This is a genomic window from Streptosporangium sp. NPDC049376 (genome assembly GCF_044466505.1).
GTDB lineage: Bacteria > Actinomycetota > Actinomycetes > Streptosporangiales > Streptosporangiaceae > Streptosporangium.
Map to the genome: position 1 here is coordinate 1 of NZ_JBITMT010000027.1, position 18,714 is coordinate 18,714.

Below are 18,714 nucleotides of genomic sequence, written 5' to 3' on the forward strand. Positions count from 1 at the left end.
GACGACCTCGATGTCGTCCTCGGACTCCAGCAGGGCCGCGACGCCCCGCCGTACCACCTCGTGATCGTCCACGAGAAACACGCGAATCATGCTCCGAAGCTAGTCGCTTGTGGCCGTGCGGGGTAGGGACCTTGGTCCCCGATGACCTCCTCAAGGCCCTCGCGGCTCAGGCCGGGCGAGAGGTTCCCCTGGTCGGTGGTCCTCGACGACGGCCGTGACACGGGGCCGCCGGTGCGAAGGGCATGCCGGGGCCTCCCGGGGTCACGGGCTCAGGGGGACGGCTCCCGTCCGATCTCCTCAAGGGAGGTCCGCATGAGGGCCGTAGCGCGGGTGAACCAGTCGGCCAGTACGCCGATCTCGTCGGGCGTGTAGTCGGCGAACAGGTCGGAGAGCCGCCGGTAGAAGGGCTCGTAGACGGCGGCGACACGGGCGGCGGCCGAGGTGTCGGCGACGACCAGCACCCGGCGCCGGTCGGCGGGATCGGCCTGCCTGCGGGCGTATCCGGCCTGTTCGAGGCGGTTCAGCACGCCGGTGACGGCACCGGTGGTGAGGCCGGCCCGCTCGGCCAGCTCGCCCGCGCTGATCGGCTGTCGCCCGGCCCCCATGATGTGGCCCAGGCAGGTCAGGTCCGTCGTGTTCAGCCCGAGACGCTGGGCGATGTGCTGCTGGCCGACGAGGCTGAGCGCGATGAGGCCGTCCATCCCGGCCAGGGCCCGCTCCGCCGTCGCCTCGGGCCGCGGCTTGCCCTCCACAGGCATTCTCCTTAGCATCTAAGATAATTATTACGTGAGATAAGTATTCTACGTTCGCCGAGGAGAGGCAATGAGCGGTGTGCACGGTGACGTCGATCTAGGACACACCGTCGCGGGATGGACCGGATGTGTCATCGGCCTGGCCGGCTTCTCCGCGGTGGGCCTGGCCATGTGCGCCGCATGGGCGCCCGGCCTCTGGCTCGGCGCCGGAGTGATCCTCTGTGCCGGCCTGGTCACCTGGGCGTTGCACCTGGCGGGCTGGGGCAAGCCGAGCGGCCCCCGGCCCGCCGGGCGGCGGGACTGGCGGGTGAAGGACCCCATGACCGGCCATCGCGACTGTCTCGCGTGCCGGTTGGCGGGGAGGGCCTGATCGAGACCGGCGCTCAGGCGGACTCGGCGCGGCCCGCCCGCCAGTAGCCCATGAAGGCGACCGAGCGCCGGTCGAGGCCGCGCTCGGCGACCAGGTGGCGGCGGAGCGTCCTGATCACAGCCGCCTCACCGGCCAGCCACGCGTACACCGAACCGGCCTCCCGCCCCTCCGGCGGCACCTCCCACAGGATCTCGCTGTCCACGTCGACCTCGGGAAGACCCTGTGGGGCGGCCGGTCGGCCAGGGGCGGGCAGCAGCCGGTCGGCGGCGGCCCGTACGGCGGGCACCAGCAGGTCGCCGTGCCCGGCGCCGTCGCGCGGCAGCCACGTGACGGCCACCCCCTCCGGCGCGTCGAGGTCGAGGACGTCCGCCGCGCACGGCACCTCGAGCAGGACCTCGCCGCGCCGGTCGCGGGGCAGGCGTTCGAGGATCGAGGCGACGGCGGGAACGGCGGTCTCGTCACCGGCCAGCAGTATCGGCCCGTCCCCCTCGGGCAGGCGGAACTCGATCCCCGTCGGCTCGCCCCCGTGCCGGGCGTCCGGCCCGAGCAGCACGGCCTCGTCACCGGGCCGTACGGCACGGGCCCAGCGGGCGACGGGGCCGGGGGCGCAGGTCGGGGTGAGCCTCCCGGTTCCATGCGTGGTCTCGCGCGCGGCTGCGTGCGCGGCCTCGTGCATGACGATGTCGAGGTCGACCTCGCGGAGGCCGTGCCGTACGGCTCTGACGGTGTAGGTGCGGAAGGGGTTGCGCAGCCCGGCGGGCAGGGCGCGCCAGCGGGCGTACCAGTCGGAGCCGGTCGGCAGATGGGCGAAGCGGTGCTCTCCACGGGCCTTCTCGCGAGGCCCTTCGTGGGGGAGGACGAGTTTGATGCGCTGGTCGAACCCGTTGTCCGCGAACAGGTCGAGGTCGTCGCCGGTGAAGGTGACCCGCAGGAAGGAGGGGCTGAGCCGTCGCAGCCCGCTCACCTGTACGTGGAAGAAGCGGAACGGGTCGATCATCGGCTGTGCCTTCCTCTGCGTGTGCCGCCGGAGACGGTCCCGGGGCGAGCAAAGGTAAGGCTAACCTACTCTCTTTTCGGGTGCGGTTGGGCGGTTAGAACCCGACATTCGGGACACGGATCAGGTGTCGGCAGAGAGGAAGGTGAACACGATGAGTGAGCATGAGCGCTCCCGCAGGATCTCCGCCTCCGCGGAACAGGTCTTCGACCGGGCGAGCGACCTGGACAGTATCGATCGCTGGCTGCCCAGGGACCTGCACGTACGGCCGGACGACCTGCCCGCCGTCACGGTGCACGAGGACGAGACGGGGCGCGACGCCCGAGGCCTGTTCCAGGCGGAGCGTGACCAGCTCCGGATGGAGTGGGGCACCCGCGACGACGACAGCTACGCGGGCTGGCTGCAGGTGGCCGGCATCTCCCCCCAGGAGAGCGAGGTGACCGTACACCTGTCGTTCTTCGAGGAGGAGCACCCGCCGCCCGGCGAGTACGTCGAGCGCGCGCTCGACGAGAGCCTGGCCAGGCTCGCCGAGCAGGTACGGCAGCCGGCCTGAGAACGGGTCGCCGGAGGCTGTGACGCCAGGGTGACGCCAGGGTGACGCCGGGACCCGTCCCGGCGTCGCGGCCCTTCCATCCTTTGGCGAGGTGCGAAACGGCCGAATGGAAACCGGCGAGTCGCGTAGGTCGCCTTGCGGAACAGGTGAATGAGGGTTCCGGGCCCACGCCAGGCCGGTCATCGCCCGGCGGCCCGGCGTCCAGCACGGCGGCAGGATGCGCGGCAGGCCCGCGCGGGGAGGCCATGGCTAGCAGGTCACGGTGCGGTCATAGGAGCCCAGGTTCCAGCGGAAGGTAAGAGCCTGACCGTTTTTCAGGGAGTGGCAGGAGTCGTCGGGGCCATTGTCGATGGCGATCCTCACCCTCATCGTTCCGCCACAGCCGTTTGCGACCCGGGCCACTTTGATGTTCTCGTGCACCTCCCGGCCGACGCAGGCCGGTGCCGTACCTCCGGCGACGGCTGCGGACGCCGGAGTGATCCGCTCCCGGGCGGCGGTCGCGTTCGCCTGAACAGCGGCGACGCCGGTCACCAGCGCCGCCGTGGACAAGGCGATTCCGATCTTGCGATTAGGCCGAAACATGAGAACCCCCTTTTCTCGCCGGCGCGGAGAATCGCAAGGGGGTAATTCCACGGCCCGCGCTTTCCCCGTCTGGCACGTTGAACGTCCGGGGCAATTCACTCATGTTCCGCGCTGATGCGTCATTGGCTGCGGGCGCACCGGTCTATGCGTAGGGCGCACTGTCGCCTTCCGGTCTGGAGAGAGGCTTTCTTTACGGCGGCCGCCCGGCCTCGCCGCCGCCGTCACCGCCTCAACCGCCGCCTCCGCTGCGCGGGCTCGGTATGGCGCCGCCCAGCACGGTGCTGGTGTCACGCAGGTCCTCGGGGAAGGCCAGCACGGCCCCGACGCCGCGGGCGCGGTCCTTGCGTTGCTGCCAGCTCAGTCTGAGGCCGAGTTCCCCGGCGAACCCCGCGCCGTCCACGAGGTCGCTCAGGAACAGCAGACGCTCATCAAGCGGGGCCCGCTGGTCGTAGACGGCGCGTAATCGGGCGATGAGCGAGCCGCGGGCCGACGGATCAGGATGGTGACGTTCTCCGGCCAGGAACCTGCCGGGCCGGTGGCGTAGCAGGCCCAGCTCGATCAGCGCGTCGCGGTGCAGGGTGAGAGCCGCGCGGCGGCGATGGCGCAGCCACTTGTGCATCCCCGAGCCGGACTGCAGCGCGTCCAGCAGGTCGTCGGCCCAGCCGAGACCGGTGCGGCCGGTGTCCAGCAGCTCGATCGTGCCGCTGAGGCGGTAGACCTCGAAACCGAACAGTTCGGACTTGCGGACGCGTACCCGCAGCCTGCGGCGCAGCGCGAGTTCGCCGAGCTCAGCGGCGGCGCAGCCGTAGGCCACCTGCTCGGAGTCACGCACCCTGCCGGACTCCTGGTGCGCGAGGAGCAGGAACTCCCCGGGCAGGGACAAGTGCCACATGGGCTCATTATGTGCCGTGGAAGATCGCCGCGAGGCTCAGTGCGCGGGCGGGGCGCGCGACGGTGAGGGCGGAGGTGCGAACGCGCCGAGTACCAGGGCCCTCCTGGCCGGATGCCTGCCGTGTTCCGCACACGGCGTCCTGTGACATCGAACACCGCGCGTTGTCACCGGAGGTCGGTGATCAGTAGGTTCACGCCACCGGGGATTGGGCGGGAAGGGGTTGCTGAGGTGCTCACATTGGCGGCGGTCGCCGAAGACCCGCTTGTCCTGACGCGTCGCCTGAACCTGAACGACGGTTCGGAGGTCGTCTTCCGGCCCCTCGTGCACGCCGACGCGGAGCGTCTTGCAGGCCTCCTTGAGGAGCTGTCCGCCGAATCGAGGCGACTGAGTCCCTTCGACGGGTACGACCTCGGGGCTGCCCGGAAGCTGTGTGACGCGATCGCGCGTTACGACAAGCTCAGGCTGGTGCTTGAGGACGTGTCGTCCGGCAGGATCGTCGGCCTCGTCGAATTCAGTCTCGATCTCCATCCGGCGGACATCGCCCGCTATAGGGAGGCCGGCATCCACCTGGAGGCGACGGACTGTCGCTTCGGCCTCAGCCTGGCCGACGACTACCAGGGGAGGGGGGTGGGGACGCGGATCTTCCCCCTCGTCGTGGATGTCGCACAGCGTTTCGGCAGGAAGAGAATCATCCTGTTCGGCGGCGTTCTCGCCGACAACCCACGTGCCATTCGTTACTACGAGAAGCACGGCTTCCGGCTGGTCGGCTCCTTCACCGGGAGGGACGGCGCGCGGTCGTTCGACATGATCCTGGACCTTCGTCCGCTGCCAGGCCGGTGACGCCTTCGCCCAAGCTTCGCCGGCGCGAGCGGTGGCTCCGCCCGAACCGGCTCGCCGTCGCCGTCGGCCGTTCGGCTGTCGCTCAAGGGCGGAGTTTCACAGAGCGGTTTCGCCACCCCGCCATCGGTGACGGTCACGGGTTTTGACCGGCTCCTCACCGTCCGCCATATCGGAAAGTCAGGGCGGTGTTCATCGGGCGCCGACGATTTCCGGTCAAAGGTAATTGGGCGCGCTTTCGGCCGGTGGCGACCGTATGTGAATGTGTTTCGCCTGGCGGTGGTGGCCGTGGTCGCCCGGGGCCGGCCGGATACCGGCCGTGACGGAGCCCGAGAGGTAGGGCTCCGTGTCGCTTCGGGTAAGCGCGTGAAACAAACTATGTATGACAGAAATGTCTTTTATTTACTAAGTCTCGATAAATGGTTATTTTAGGTGTTGAGCCGGTTTGTGGTGGACGGAAACAGGGAGACGGGGCGCATGGGGGAGTCCGGTGACCAGGACGATCCGGTTGGTTTCGATGTTCGGCATCTCGGGGGACGACGGCGCGGGAAACCGGGCCGTCCGGCCGGACGCCGCCTCCCGCACGCCGGTGACGGGCGGCTTCGGCAGCGGTGACCCCCTGAACCGCGACCGCCCCCGGCCCTTCGTGCCCGGGGGCCGGAGGCCGGACGCCCGGCACTCCTGACAGGGGACGGACAAGGACCCCGCGCGGCGCACGCGCGGGCACGGGCCCCGGCGCGTTCCACACCGGAAACCGGGGCGTACGGCCGACGTGGCAGGCCGTCGAGTACGGGATTGTCGGTGCGGGGCATTAGCGTTCCGCGCATCACCGTCACAGGTACCGATCCCTGAGGGCGGATTCGTGTCGTGTCGAGAGGTGGGGAGCGTTGGGCTGGCTGTCGGCGGGCGACGGGTACGAGGTCGCCCTCGTGGAGGGCCGGGTGGTGGCGAGGTCCACCTCCGGAAAGGCTGCGGGAAGGCAGCTGAAGTCGCTGCCGAAGCAGGTGCGCGAGCACCCCGAGGCGGAACGGCTGCGCCGTCTCACCGAGTGGCTCGACCGGCACGCCGCCGCCTGCCTGGCACAGGCCGACACCTGGATGGTCTCCTCCCTTCCCGTCCCCACCGGCCTGGTGGCCGCGGTCTGGCCCGACGAGGCCTGGCAGTCGGTGCTGCGCGACCTCGTGGTGGTCGGCGACGACCCGGAGGAGGCGGGCTTCCTGCGCGACGTCACCGCCACGGGCGAGCTGCGGGTGGTCAACCTCGACGGCGAGACCGTACGGCTGTCGCCGCTGACGGTCACCCTGCCGCATCCCGTCCTGCTGCCCGACCTCGACGAGCTGAGGGAGTTCGCCGCGGAGCTGGGCATCGTCCAGCGCGTCGAGCAGATCCACCGGGCGACCTGGTCCAGGCCCGCCGAGCCCGCCGACCGGGTCGCCGAGGTGACGGAGTTCTCCGGCGGCGGCTTCGACTCCCGGTTCGGCCTCGCGGCCAGGGCGGCCTCGCTGGGCTACCGGGTCTCCGGCGGCTACGTCACCTGCGCGGCGCGCGACGCCGGGGGCGTCACCGAGGCGTCGGTGTGGATCGGCGAACCCTACTGGGACGGCGAGACGGAGACGGGCGGCCTGACCTGGCAGGGCCACGACGGCAGGAGACTGTCGGAGCGCGAGGTCGGCCCGGTCGCCTGGTCGGAGGGGATGCGGATGGCGGCGGCCCTCTACGCGGGGCGGACGGTCGAGGAAGGAAGAGACGCGTGAACGGGGACATGCCGACTGAGGGCGCCGCGACGGCGACGGGAGACGGGGCACACGGGCTGCTCGACGCCGGAGCCGTCCTCCTCCCGGGGGCCGACGGCGGCGACGAACGGGCGGTCGCGCTCACCGCGCGCCCCTACCGGCACCCGGGGCTCGACGGCCGGGTGGTCGTCCGCCTGGTCACCGAGGACCTGGGGGTCGCGGAGGACGCCGCTGCGGGCTTCCTCGGGCTTGAGGCCGCGGGTGAGCCGGTCGTGGTCGGGGTCGGCCTGCGGCGCTCACTCGGCTTCCCCGAGTGGGTGCTGGTGCACCACCCCCGCGACGGCCACCACGCGCTCGCCGTCGTGCCCGAGCTCGAACGAACCGCCAGACAGGCAAGGACGAAGCCGAAGGCCGCCCTCGACGCCTACCTGCGTCTGGCCGCACAGCTCGCCGGATCGGTCCCGCACTTCCTGCCCACCTTCTTCGAGGAGGCGGGCCGGGCCTTCCTCGCCGCGGAGAGCGTCACCTACGCGGCGCAGATGTTCGGCCAGGCGCGCAGAGCCGAGGCCGAGCACGGCCTGCCGGTCGACGAGGAACGCCTCGACGCGGTCTTCCTGGAGTTCGCGCTCGCCGGGGCGCTGCCGGTCAAGGCGCTGTCCGGATACGCCAGGGAGCTGGCAGCCAGGGTGCCCGCCCAGGAGGCGCTGCGCAGGTTCCGCGGCCTGTGCGTGCGCCGTACGGCGGGCGGTTTGGCACCGTCGACCCAGATGGCGGGCGACCTGCGGCGCCTGGCCAAGGCGGCGGGCAGGGACGCCGAGGCCGAGGAGCAGGACTACCTCGCCGAACTGCTCGGCCTGCCCGCGACCGCCGGGGCTCCGCTCGGCTGGTGGAAGGCGCACCGCTCCGCCCTGGTCGCCCTCGGTGCTCGGGACGCCTCCGTGCGCGGGGCGCTGCTCAACCTCATGCCCCGCGGTGACGAGCGGCAGCTGCCCGCCCTCTGGCTTGAGATCCTCAAGGAGTCGGGGGCCGACGCCGGCCTCGGCGAGGGGGAGGTGACCCCGCAGGAACGGCCCAGCGACGGCGCCGCGGGCTGGCTCAGGCGCTTCCAGCGGCTCTGGAGCCCGGGCTGGCAGGCGGAGCCGCGCCTGATGGGCCTGTACGACCTGGTGGAACAGATCGCGGGACGGCTGCGCGCCGAGCTGGCCGAGACGGGCGAGAGCCTGACGATCAAACTCGACGTCGACCTGCTCGACCTGCTGCTGGCCCAGCGGGTGCCGGTCGCCGCCCCCGGAGACGACGCCGCCCTGCTGCTCGAACCGTGGGCGCGGGGCGAAGGACAGCGCGACCTGCTCGCCCTGGCCGCGGACCCTCGCTTCACCGCGGCCTTCGACCAGGCCGCCGACCGGTTCCGCGACGACGAGGACGGCAGGCGGGCCGTGCGTGTGCTCGCGGCCTCCCCGGGCGGCAGGCCGATGCTGGCCCGCTGGATGCGGGAGGTCGCGGGCCGCTCGTTCACCATGGGCCTGCCGCAGCTGCCCGACGCCCTCAGAAGGCTCACCTGGCTGCCCGCCGAAGGCCTCGTCCTGGCCGCGGAGGAGGTCGCCGCGGTCGCGCGGGCGGACCTCGCCGCCGAACTGGCCAGGACCCTGCGCGGCGGTCTCGTCGACGAACTCGGCTGGCCCGCCTGGGAGGAGGCGATCGCCGCGCTCGTCAGCCCGAAGGACCTCGACGAGATCGAGGTCGCCGACGCCTGGCCCCACCTGGTCGTCTCCGGCCCCTCCCAGGCCAGGGTCATCGGCACCGAGGGCACCGTGCTCGTCCACGACCTGCGCAGGCCGCCCGCCGACGTCTACGGCGACCCCGGCTTCCACTACGTGGACGGCGAACTGCTGGTCTACTGGAACGCCTACGGCGCGGGCGACCAGCTACGCGGATACTGGCACTCCTCAGCCGGGTCACTGCGCACCCTCCAGGGACGGGCCGGGATATGGGCGCTGCGCAACGACCTGGTGACCCTGCCGTTGCCCGGTGGCGGCCGGACGACGGGCGCGGGCGTCATCCACCAGGGAGACACCGTCGTGCCCGCCAGGAGCAACCTGATCAGCGACGGCGCCTCCTTCTGGGTGCCCGACCAGCAGGGCGACGGCTGGCGTGAGTACGACCCGGTCAGCGGGACGTACGGCAGGCCCGGGCTTCCCGGCTTCCTCGCCGACGCCGTGCGCTCGGCCCCGCCCGGCAGCGTGTTCGACGGCGGCTGGCTGCTGCCCCTCCCCTCGGCCGAGGCGACCCCGGTCGCCGTCCCGGTCGGCGGGCTGCTCGGCTGGCGGGTGGTCCGTCTGCCCGGCGGAGGACTGCGCGGAGAGGACCTCGCGGGACGCGTCGTCACCCTGCCCGGCGACCGGGAGACCCTCTCGGGCGCCGTGACCTTCCCCGGGGACGACCGGCCGCGCGCCCTCGTCGAGAGCTACCCCAGGATCAAGCTCGTCGATCCCGAAGGGGTCGTCGTCGCGGCCGTGACCGTGGGCCGGGAGCCCGGCATGTTCGCCGAGGGCACCGCGATGCTGCCGCCGCCGCGCTACTGGCGCTGCCTGCGCCCCCGCGACCCCGAGGGCTCCCTCGCGCTGCGCCGGATCGACACCGAGACCGCGGTCGCCCTGCTGAAGGCCGCCGTCTGCGCCGAGTGCGAACGGCAGGGACAGCCGGCCCAGGCCGTGCGGGAGGAACTGCACGCGCAGGTCCGCGCACTGCTGCCCCAGGTCAGGGACGAGGCGCTGATCGCGGGAATCGCCGGGGTCGCCCGGTTCGCCGCCACCCAGCAGATCACCCTGGACGCCGTGGCGACCAGGCTCGACCGCGCCCTGGCGGGCGGCCACGAGGACCGGGCACCGTCCGGCCCCCCCGACCAGGTGCTCGCCCGCGCCCTCAACGGCCTGGGAGTCTCCGGCCCCTGGTGGTACGGCAACGCCTCCCACGACTCCTTCCATCAGCTGAGGACGATCGGCGGGGTCCTGCGTTCCGCCTCGGCCGACACGGTCCCCGAGGAGGGCCCGGCCGCGGTCCAGGGCGTCGCCCTCCACTTCGACGGGCCGCGGCTGCCGGAGACCTCCCTTAGATGGGAGCCCCTGCTCGACCGCTGCGCCGCCGTCGCCTACCGCGCCGTCTCCGCCGCCTTCGAACCCGGGCACACCGAGGCGACGCACGACCTGCTCCGTGAGATCGGCGCGCTCGGCCTCGGCTCCGCCGCCGAACCCGCCGTCTGGCGCCGCATGTCACTGCACCTCGACGACAAGTGGCTCGTCGACGAGGGCGGCAACCGGCGCGAGGGCACCTGGTGCGGAGTGCTGCCCCTGCCGGACGGGGCCTTCATCGCCTTCCAGAACAACTCCCTCGACAACGGCGGCTGCGACTTCACCGCGCTCTTCCACGACCCGTCCGGCCGCTTCGACGTCCCGCCGCCCTACACCGCGCGCCTCTCGGCACCGGTCGGTGAGGACCGCGAGGACGGCTGGATCGACGGGCTGCTCGCCCTGTGGGCCGAACACGGCCCCGCCCCCTGGCGGCCGGAGGCCGCGGAGGAGTTCGCCCGTCTCACCGGTGTCACCCTGACGACGGCCAGACTGGTCGTCGCCGGCCTGCCGTACGTCGACAGCCACGACCGGGGCTTCCTGCCGTCGGCGGTGAGGACCGGGCTCGGGCTGAAGGCCGCCGACGCCGTCGTCGCCAGGGACGAGCTGCGCGAGCTGGACGCCACCGTCCGCAGGCAGGTCGTCGCGGCGCTGCTGCCCGCCGACCTCGCGACGCTGTGGACGGACGGCCCGGACGTCGCGGCGGCGGCGCGGGTGTGGAACGAAAGGGTCGGCAGGCGGGTGGCCGTCCCCGAGTGGATCGTCTCCGAGGCCTCCCGCGCGGTGCGGACCCCCTGGGAGCCGAGCCGCGCGCTTCCCGCGCTGCTCGACCCCGCCTCCGCGCCCGAGCTGAGCGGAGACCTGCGCTGGCGGGTGTACCGCGACCGGGTCTCCCCGATCGAGGAGGGGACCGTGGGCTTCACCGAGTCCACGCTCGTCAGCGTGGTCGCCGTGATGGCCTGGCTCGCCCACCGGCTGCCCGCGGGAGACCCGGTGCGGGCCGTGCTGCCCGCCGCGCTGGCCACGGTCAGGGAACGGCTGGCCAACCCCGACCTGATGCTCAGCCTGGGCCGCTACGTCAACCTGCCCGGCTTCAGGAAGGTCGCGGGGACCCCCAGCGAGGTCGCGGACGGGTGGGAGCGCTACGGCGCCGTGATCATGGCCACCCACGACAACCAGCCCGCTCCGGGCATCAGGATGGCCCTGCTCGACGCCTCGGGGGAGGACCCCTACCTGCCCGCCCTGCGGGCCCTCGCCGGGGAGGCCGGGGCGCCGTTCCCGGTCGAGCTGGCGCTGCGCGCCGCCAGGGACACACGTTTCGAGGCGCTCCTGGCCGACCCGGGCGACCCGGCCGCGGGGGAGCGGGCGGCCGACGGCACCTGGTGGCCGCAGGACCCCTCCCGTTCGGCGCCCGAGCTGGTCTCCGAGGTCGTCGCCGCGTACGGCATCGGCGCGGACGCGGCCACGTTCTACCTGATCCTGCTGGCGATGCCGGACCCCACCGACAGGAACGTCGCCCGGTGGACCGGCTGGAAGCCCGCCCGGCTGAAGGCGGCCCGCGCCGAGCTGGCCGCGACGGAGCTGGTGGTCGAGGCCAGCCGGGTCAGGGCGGGGCGTTCACTGTTCCTGCCGGGCGCCTGGACCGACCTCAGGACGCCGCGCCTGCCGTTCGAGCAGTGGAAGGCCCCGCTGTACGACCTGATCAGCGGAGAGAGCGCGCAGCTCGGGGTGGTCGTGCCCATCGAGCCTGCGGCCGCCCTCCACGCCAGGGCGTGGAGGCGCGTCCGCGACGGGGACGTCCCCCGTTTCGAGGAGCTCCGCATCCGGCGCGGCAGACGCCGCTGAACCCCATGACGTCACGGCCCGGGCCTCTCGCCTGAGTCCCGGCCGCGATCGACGGCGGGGGCGCGGAACGACCCCGGGACGGATGCCGAAGCCGCCCCCGCCACCGCACCATCCACACGACACGTCCCTCCCGAGGGGCGCGAGACCCGAAGGACCTCCCTCCATGACCACGACGCGACAGGCGGCGCCCGCCGCGACCTCGGACGGGGCTCCCCCGGCCAGGCAGGCACAACCGGCCGAGGAACGCCACGCCACCGAGCTCGCCTTCCTCGCGGCGTACGACGACGGCCCCCGCCCGCCGGGCTGGGCGCTGACCCCGCGGGCGGTGGTCACGTTCATCTGCGGCAGCGGCGGCGAAGCCCTGGAACTGCCGAAGGGGCGCCGCTCCGGCGCCGGCGTCACCACCCCGGGCGACGGCCAGGCGCCGCCGTCCCGGCTCGTGGTCGAAGCCAAGTTCGTCGGTGAGCGCGCCCTGGTCGAGCGCTGCGTGGTCACCCTCGCGGGCGAGCGCGGGCTGCTGCTCGTCGGCGAACCGGGCACCGCCAAGTCGATGCTCTCCGAACTGCTCGCCGCCGCCGTCTGCGGCACGAGCGCCCTCACCGTGCAGGGTACGGCGGGCACGACGGAGGACGCCTTCCGCTACGGCTGGAACTACGCCCTGCTGCTCGCCCAGGGGCCGAGCTCCCAGGCGCTGGTCGCCTCCCCGGTGCTGACCGCCATGCGCTCCGGGCGCGTCGCCAGGGTCGAGGAGATCACCCGCTGCCTGCCCGAGGTGCAGGACGCCCTGGTGTCGATCCTGTCCGACCGCCGTGTCAGCGTGCCCGAACTGGCGGGCACCCCGGACGCCCAGGTCGCGGCGGCCCCCGGCTTCACCGTGATCGCCACGGCGAACCTGCGTGACCGGGGTGTCTCCGAGATGTCGGCGGCGCTCAAACGCCGGTTCAACTTCGAGACCGTCAACCCCATCGCCGACCCCGAGGCCGAGGCCGCCCTGGTGCGCGGCCAGGCCACGGCCGTGGTCGGGCGGGCGGGCGCCGCCTTCCGGGTGGACGACGCGGTGCTGGACGCCCTGGTCACGGTCTTCCGCGACCTGCGTTCCGGTCGTTCCGCCGAGGGCTGGGACGTCGAGCGGCCGGGAACGGTGATGTCGACCGCCGAGGCGGTGCAGGTCGCGGCCTCCCTGGGGGTCGCGGCCGCCTACCTGCCCTCGGGGGACGTCCTCGACCTGGTGCCCGGTCACCTGCTCGGCGTGGTCCGCAAGGACGACCCCGCCGACCATTCGAGGCTGCTCGGCTACTGGGACGGCCCGGTACGGCGCCGTGCCGAGGAGGGCTCCGCGATGTGGCGCCGCCTGTGGGACCTGCGGGAGAACCTGCGTTGACCACCGGAGAAGGCCGGGGGAACGGGGCCCCCGAGGACACGACGGACGCCTTCCGGGAGCCGGAGAGCGCTTCCCGGGCGGCGGGAGGCTTTGGAAGGGCGGCCGACGGCCCCCGGCGGGCCGTCGAAACGCTGGCCGCCTGCGCCCGGCCGTACCTCCTGGGGGTCCGCCACCACAGTCCCGCGTTGGCGGCGGCCGTGCCGGCGCTGCTCGCGGAGTCCGGGGCCGAGGTGGTCTGCGTCGAGCTGCCCGCCGACTTCCAGCCGTGGCTGGTCCACCTGGCCGATCCGGCGACCGTCGCGCCGGTGGCCCTGGCCGGGACCGGGCAGGACGGCAGACTCGGGTTCTACCCCTTCGCCGACTTCTCCCCGGAGCTGGCCGCCGTCCGCTGGGCCAGGCAGCACGGGGCCGAGGTGCTCTGCTGCGACCTTCCGCTGTCCGCCCCGGCCGCGGCGCGGGAAGGGACGCGGGACGGGGCGCGCGTCCCGTCCTCCCGCGACCAGGCGGGCCGGGCCGGCGTCGCCGCCAGGCCGGGTTTCGAGGAGCCCGAGACCTCCGAGCCCCCCGGAACCCCCACGGACCACGGGGACGCCCGGGACACGGCCCTCCCGATGGGGAACGCGTTCGCTGACGGGCTCGCCGCCTCCTGCACCGGCAGGCAGGGCGACGACATGTGGGACCGCGCTGTCGAGGTGCTCGCCCCCGGCTGCTCCCCCGAGGAGGTGCGCCGGGCCGCGCTCGGCGTCGGCTGGGCACTGCGTCAGGACGCCGAGTCCGCCGGAGGCGTGCCCCAGGCCGACCTGGCCCGTGAGGCGCACATGCGCGAGGTGATCGCCGGGGCCCTGGCCCGTGGGGCGCGGGTCGCCGCGGTCGTCGGCGCCTTCCACGCCCCCGCGCTGCTCCTCGCGGATGAGGAACCCGGCGCCGTGGCCTCCGCACAGGGGCAGGCCACCGCACGGGCGGAAGAGCACGCCCGCGCCGCCGCACGGGTCCCCGCCCCGGAGGCCGTCCCGGCCGCGACGTCGCTGGTGCCGTACGCCTTCGACCTGCTCGACTCCCGCTCCGGCTACCCGGCGGGCATCCGGGACCCGCGCTGGCAGCAGGAGGTCTTCGCGGCCGGCGGAGACCCGGACAGGGTCAGGGACGCCGCGGCCCGCGCGATCACCGGCGTGTGCAGGAGACTGCGCGAGGCCGGGCACACCGCGGGCACCGGAGAGGCCGTGGAGACGCTGCGGGTCGCCTGCGACCTGGCGCGCCTGCGCGGGCTGCCCGCGCCGGGCCGGGGAGAGATCGTCGAGGCGGTGACCATGGTGCTCGGCCAGGGCGAACCCCTGGGCCGGGGCAGGGCGCTCGCCCGCGCCCTGGAGGCCGTCCTCGTCGGCGCCGAACGCGGCAGGACCGCCCCGGGCACGCCCCGCTCCGGGCTCGGCCCCGCCGTCGAGGCCGAACTGGCGGCGCTGAAACTGCCCTGCCCGGACAACCCCGACGCCAGGGAGGTCCGGCTCGACCCGCTCCGCTCCGACCTGGACGGCCGCCGCGAGGTCCTGCTGCAACGCCTCCTGGTGTGCGGGGTCGGGTACGGCAAGCAGATCGAGGTCACCGGGACGGGGGACGCCTCCGCGCTCACCACCCGCTGGCGGCTCTCATGGACCCCCTCCGTCGCGGCACTGCTCGACCTGGCGGGCATCCGCGGTGTCACCGCGGAGCTTGCGGCGGCGGGCACCCTGCGTGAGAACTTCCGCCGGGAGTCGGCGGAGGGCGGTCCGACCTGCGAGCTGATCCTGACGGGACTGCGCGCCGCGGCCGTCTGCGACCTGCCCGGCCTCGTCACGGACCGGCTTGAGGACGCCGCGGCCGTGCTCCCCGCGACCGCCGGACTCCCCGACCTGCTGCGGGCGCTCGACCTGCTGGAGGCGCTGCGGAGACGGCACCTGCCGGGCACCACCCCGCACAGCAGACAGCAGGCGGCCGAACTGGCCGCGACCCTGCTGGACGCCGCAGTCCGCGCGCTGCCCGGCCTGGCCGGCAGCGACCGGCACGAGGACGCCGCCGCCCTGGTCGCGCTCGTGACCAGGGCGGGCGAGCACCGCCTCAGCATGCGCATGGACGACGTGCTCGCCACCCTGGCGAAGGAGGGGTCCCCGCTCATGCAGGGGGCGGCGCTCGCCGCCAGGGTCCTGCTCGACCTGGACGAACCGCACACCCTCGGCACCCGCGCCGCGGGGTGGATCGACACCGCGACCGGTCCCGAGGGGCGTCACCGCCTGTCCCGCCTGGTCACCGGACTGCTCACCGCGGCCGGGCCGCTGCTGCAGTCGGCGACGCCGGTGTTCGAACCGCTGCTCGACCGCGTCGACGGCCTCGCCGACCGTGAGTTCCTCGACCGGCTGCCCGCCCTGCGCGGAGGGTTCGACACGCTCACCCCGGCCGCCCGTGACCGGCTGCTGCTGGCGGTGACCGACCGGCTCGGCGACCGCATCGACCTGGCACTGGGCGCGCCACCGGCGCTGCTCGCGCTGTGGACGGCGGCGGACGCCGCCGGGCTGGCCGCCCTCGGCGCCCTCGGAGTCCCCCTGCCGTCTCCGGGCCCCGAGGAAACGGACACCGGAGACGAGGGGCCGCCGACCACCCGCGACCCCGGCACGCCGTCACGGGCGGCCCGGAGGCTCACCCCGGCCGACAGGTGGCGTCTGCTGCTCGGCAGGGAGACCGGACGGCTCCCCGAGGACGCCCGCCGCTACGCCCACGCGCTCGACGAGCTGTACGGCGGAGGCCGGGGAGAGGGGGCGGACGACCTGACGGCCGGGCAGGGCGGACAGGCCGGTGGCCAGGGGGCCTCCTTCCCCGGGGCCCGCGAGTGGGCCGCCGAGCTGGACGCCCTGTTCGGGCCCGAGGTCCGTGAGGAGGTGCTGGCCAGGGCCGCGGACGAGGGCAGGACCGACGTGTTGTCCGTGCTCGACCCGGACGCGGTGCGCCCCTCGGTGGAGCTGCTGACCTCGGTCCTGTCCCTGGCGGGCGGCCTGCCGGAGCAGCAGCTGGCCAAGCTGAGGCCGCTGGTGCGGCGCCTGGTCGCCGAACTGTCGCGCGAGCTCGCCACCCGCCTGCGCCCCGCGCTGACCGGCCTGTCGACGCCCCGGCAGAGCCGCCGCCGCAACGGCAGGCTCAACCTGCCCGCCACCCTGAGGGCCAACCTGGCGCACACCCGCAGGAACTCCGACGGCGGGTTCGTCGTCGTCCCCGAACGGCCGATCTTCGACACCTCGGTCCGCAAGGAGGCCGACTGGCGGTTGATCTTCGTGGTCGACGTGTCCGGTTCGATGGAGGCCTCGGTCGTCTGGTCCGCGCTGACCGCCGCCGTCCTCGGGGGCGTGCCGACGCTCTCGACCCACTTCCTCGCCTTCTCCACACAGGTGATCGACCTGACCGGCCAGGTGGCCGACCCGCTGTCCCTGCTGCTGGAGGTCCAGGTCGGCGGGGGCACCCACATCGCCGCCGGGCTCGCCCACGCGCGGTCCCTGGTCACCGTGCCCAGCCGGACGCTCGTCGTCGTGGTCAGCGACTTCGAGGAGGGCTACCCGATCGGGGGCCTGCTCGGAGAGGTCCGCTCCCTCGTCTCGTCGGGAGTGCACCTGCTGGGGTGCGCCGCGCTTGACGACACGGGGGCACCCCGTTACTCGGTGCCCGTCGCCCAGCAACTGGTCGCCGCGGGCATGCCCGTCGCCGCGCTCAGCCCGCTCGCCCTCGCCCGCTGGGTCGGCGACCGCCTCAGAGGAGAGAACCGTTGACCCCGCCCGCCGTACGGCTGCCGCAGGTCGAGCCGCACGTGGCCGCGACCGCGGTCGAGAACCTCACCCCCCGGCTGCGCAGGAGACTGGAGGAGGCGGTCGGACGTTGCGCGGGCCTGCCCATGACCCAGGAGCAGGGCCGCGTCTCGGTCAGCTGGGGGGCGGACGCGGTGGTCACCCTCAGCCCGGCCGGGACGGGCGTCGTCACCGACCCGGCGGCGGCGCTGTGCAGCTGCCTGCTGGCGCCGCGCTGTCTGCACCTGGCGGCCGTCCTCAGCGCCTGCCCGGTCGCGGAGGGAGGCTCCGACGGCGACCCGGTCGCGGCGGCGGCCGAGCCCGTCCTCGCGGAGACACCCCAGGCCGAGGCAGCCCCGGCTGAGACACCGCAGGCCAGGAGACCCGTTCAGGGACAGGTCGCGGCGGCGGCCGAGCTGTGGGCCGCGGGCACGGCCGTGCTGGCGGCCGGGGTGCCGGGAACGGGGGCGCTGCTCCAGGCCGAGCTGCTCAGGGCCGCGCACACCGCCAGGCTCGCCGGACTGCCCAGGGCGGAGGCCGCGGCGCTGCGCGTCGTCCGCGGCGTGCGCGCCGCCCGCGAACGCCAGGACGGCCACCGCCTGTCCGACCTGGTCTCCGCGCTCGGCGACCTGCTGCTGACCTCCGGCAGGCTCGCGGCCTCCGACCCCGACCCGGCTCTGGTCGGAACCGCCCGCCGTGCCTACCGTCAGGGTGAGGGACTGCGCGTCTACGGGGTCTGCCGGGAACCGGTGATCAGCGCGACCGGCTACGGCGGGGTGGTCACGCACCTCGTCACCGAGGACGGCCGCTGGTTCTCCGTCGCCGACGTCAGGCCGGGAGGACCGGCCCGCGCGAAGGGGGCGGGCACGGCGGCCGTCGCGCTCGGCTCCGCGGCCCTGAACCACGCGCAACTGGCCAGGGGAGGCCTGCTGATCTCCGGCGCGACGGTCTCCCCCGAAGGGCGTCTCGGTTCGGGCAAGGGCGTCAGGGCCACCTCCGTCACGAGGCCGTCCTGGTCGCAGGGGCCGCTGGCGGTGCTGTTCTCCCGGCCCCTGGCCCAGGCGGCGGACCTGAGGCTCGCCGAGGAGGCCTGGCGTGAACCACGGGAGACGGACGAGACGAACCGGCCGGTCGGCTGCGACCTGATGGTCGTCGGAGCCGTCGGGGAACTGCTGCTCGCCCGCGAGCTGTCCCCCGGGGGAGCGGCGCAGGACGGGCCGCTGATCCGCCTGATGGCCGCGAGCTCCGACCCCGGCCTCGCCCACGTCGCCAACCTGCGGCAGCTGGCCTCCCGGCCGGGGCTGCGGGTCAGGGTGCTCGGACGGCTCGACCCCGACAGGGCGGCGACCATGCGCCCGCTGGCGGCCGGGCCGGTCCCGGGGGAGGGTCCGACACTTCGCCTGCCCGCCGAGTGGCACGGCCACGCCGATCTCGGCTACGACCGGCTGAGCGGTTCCCACCTGCCCCCTCGCGAGGCCTGCGCGCAGGACGGGCCGGCCGGGGACGAGGCGCCGGGCCCCGACCCGGTGACCGGCTCACCGCTGTGGCGGGTGCGCCGCCTGGTCGAGCTGGCCGTGACCGGCGGCAGACGGGCGCTCGCCGAGTCCGCCAGGGGCGGCGACTGCCTCGCCCAGCGGGCCTCGCTCCGCCGGGCCGGCTTCGGCACCGCGGCGGAGCTGGTCGGCGCGCTCGGCGCCGAGGCCGACCGCCGTGCCCGCGACGTGTTCGGCCGCCTGGCGGACACCGGGGGCGACCGGTACGCCTGGGCGTGGCTGGCCGCCGCGCTCCACCTCGCCGCCACCGAACGGGCGCTGGTCAGGGCCTCCTGGCAGCCGGAGCGTCCCGGCTGA

13 protein-coding genes and 1 pseudogene are annotated in these 18,714 nt (G+C 74.1%); 9 read left to right on the plus strand and 5 right to left on the minus strand.

Features of this window, described 5'->3' with window-relative positions:
* Together ACIBVQ_RS36765 and ACIBVQ_RS36770 are read right to left on the minus strand one after the other, a co-directional pair.
* Positions 1 to 90 (minus strand): annotated as a pseudogene (locus ACIBVQ_RS36765) (DNA-binding response regulator); the annotation flags it as partial.
* A 179-nt stretch (positions 91 to 269) separates the two neighbouring features.
* Positions 270 to 752: a MarR family transcriptional regulator gene (locus tag ACIBVQ_RS36770; RefSeq protein WP_352015779.1), complete on the minus strand. Its 483-nt coding sequence runs from the start codon at positions 750 to 752 to the stop codon at positions 270 to 272.
* A 70-nt stretch (positions 753 to 822) separates the two neighbouring features.
* Between ACIBVQ_RS36770 and ACIBVQ_RS36775 the strand changes: the two genes are divergently transcribed.
* Entirely contained in the window at positions 823 to 1,122 is a 300-nt protein-coding gene (locus ACIBVQ_RS36775; protein WP_399183284.1) for an HGxxPAAW family protein, read from the plus strand.
* Positions 1,123 to 1,135: 13 nt separating this feature from the next.
* On the opposite strand, the gene ACIBVQ_RS36780 is transcribed toward ACIBVQ_RS36775, so the two are convergent.
* Positions 1,136 to 2,119: a siderophore-interacting protein gene (locus tag ACIBVQ_RS36780; protein ID WP_399183286.1), complete on the minus strand. Its 984-nt coding sequence runs from the start codon at positions 2,117 to 2,119 to the stop codon at positions 1,136 to 1,138.
* Between the two features lie 151 nt (positions 2,120 to 2,270).
* On the opposite strand from ACIBVQ_RS36780, the gene ACIBVQ_RS36785 reads away from it, so the two are divergent.
* Positions 2,271 to 2,669 carry an SRPBCC family protein gene (locus tag ACIBVQ_RS36785; RefSeq protein WP_352015776.1) on the plus strand — a complete coding sequence of 133 codons (399 nt, stop codon included), beginning with the start codon at positions 2,271 to 2,273 and terminating at the stop codon, positions 2,667 to 2,669.
* A 249-nt stretch (positions 2,670 to 2,918) separates the two neighbouring features.
* Here the strand turns inward: ACIBVQ_RS36785 and ACIBVQ_RS36790 are convergent, their stop codons facing one another.
* Both ACIBVQ_RS36790 and ACIBVQ_RS36795 read right to left on the minus strand, forming a co-directional pair.
* Complete coding sequence (locus ACIBVQ_RS36790) at positions 2,919 to 3,200, minus strand: hypothetical protein (protein WP_399183288.1); 282 nt, start codon at positions 3,198 to 3,200, stop codon at positions 2,919 to 2,921.
* Between the two features lie 280 nt (positions 3,201 to 3,480).
* Positions 3,481 to 4,143, minus strand: coding sequence for a GPP34 family phosphoprotein (locus tag ACIBVQ_RS36795; RefSeq protein WP_399183290.1), 663 nt, complete (start codon positions 4,141 to 4,143; stop codon positions 3,481 to 3,483).
* A gap of 177 nt (positions 4,144 to 4,320) precedes the next feature.
* Between ACIBVQ_RS36795 and ACIBVQ_RS36800 the strand changes: the two genes are divergently transcribed.
* The 7 genes from ACIBVQ_RS36800 to ACIBVQ_RS36830 all read left to right on the plus strand — a co-directional run bounded on the left by ACIBVQ_RS36800 (position 4,321) and on the right by ACIBVQ_RS36830 (position 18,714).
* Positions 4,321 to 4,983, plus strand: a complete 663-nt coding sequence (locus ACIBVQ_RS36800) for a GNAT family N-acetyltransferase (protein WP_399183293.1) — start codon at positions 4,321 to 4,323, stop codon at positions 4,981 to 4,983.
* Positions 4,984 to 5,470: 487 nt separating this feature from the next.
* Positions 5,471 to 5,665 carry a hypothetical protein gene (locus ACIBVQ_RS36805; RefSeq protein ID WP_362771951.1) on the plus strand — a complete coding sequence of 65 codons (195 nt, stop codon included), beginning with the start codon at positions 5,471 to 5,473 and terminating at the stop codon, positions 5,663 to 5,665.
* 202 nt (positions 5,666 to 5,867) lie between these two features.
* Positions 5,868 to 6,734: a DUF4132 domain-containing protein gene (locus ACIBVQ_RS36810; RefSeq protein ID WP_362918360.1), complete on the plus strand. Its 867-nt coding sequence runs from the start codon at positions 5,868 to 5,870 to the stop codon at positions 6,732 to 6,734.
* Complete coding sequence (locus ACIBVQ_RS36815) at positions 6,731 to 11,683, plus strand: DNA-binding protein (protein WP_399183295.1); 4,953 nt, start codon at positions 6,731 to 6,733, stop codon at positions 11,681 to 11,683. Before ACIBVQ_RS36810 ends, ACIBVQ_RS36815 begins: the two co-directional genes overlap by 4 nt.
* A 163-nt stretch (positions 11,684 to 11,846) precedes the next feature.
* Positions 11,847 to 13,064 carry an AAA family ATPase gene (locus ACIBVQ_RS36820; protein WP_399183297.1) on the plus strand — a complete coding sequence of 406 codons (1,218 nt, stop codon included), beginning with the start codon at positions 11,847 to 11,849 and terminating at the stop codon, positions 13,062 to 13,064.
* On the plus strand, positions 13,061 to 16,849 hold the full coding sequence (locus tag ACIBVQ_RS36825) for a DUF5682 family protein (protein ID WP_399183299.1): 3,789 nt from the start codon (positions 13,061 to 13,063) through the stop codon (positions 16,847 to 16,849). Before ACIBVQ_RS36820 ends, ACIBVQ_RS36825 begins: the two co-directional genes overlap by 4 nt.
* Complete coding sequence (locus tag ACIBVQ_RS36830; RefSeq protein WP_399183301.1) at positions 16,846 to 18,714, plus strand: hypothetical protein; 1,869 nt, start codon at positions 16,846 to 16,848, stop codon at positions 18,712 to 18,714. Before ACIBVQ_RS36825 ends, ACIBVQ_RS36830 begins: the two co-directional genes overlap by 4 nt.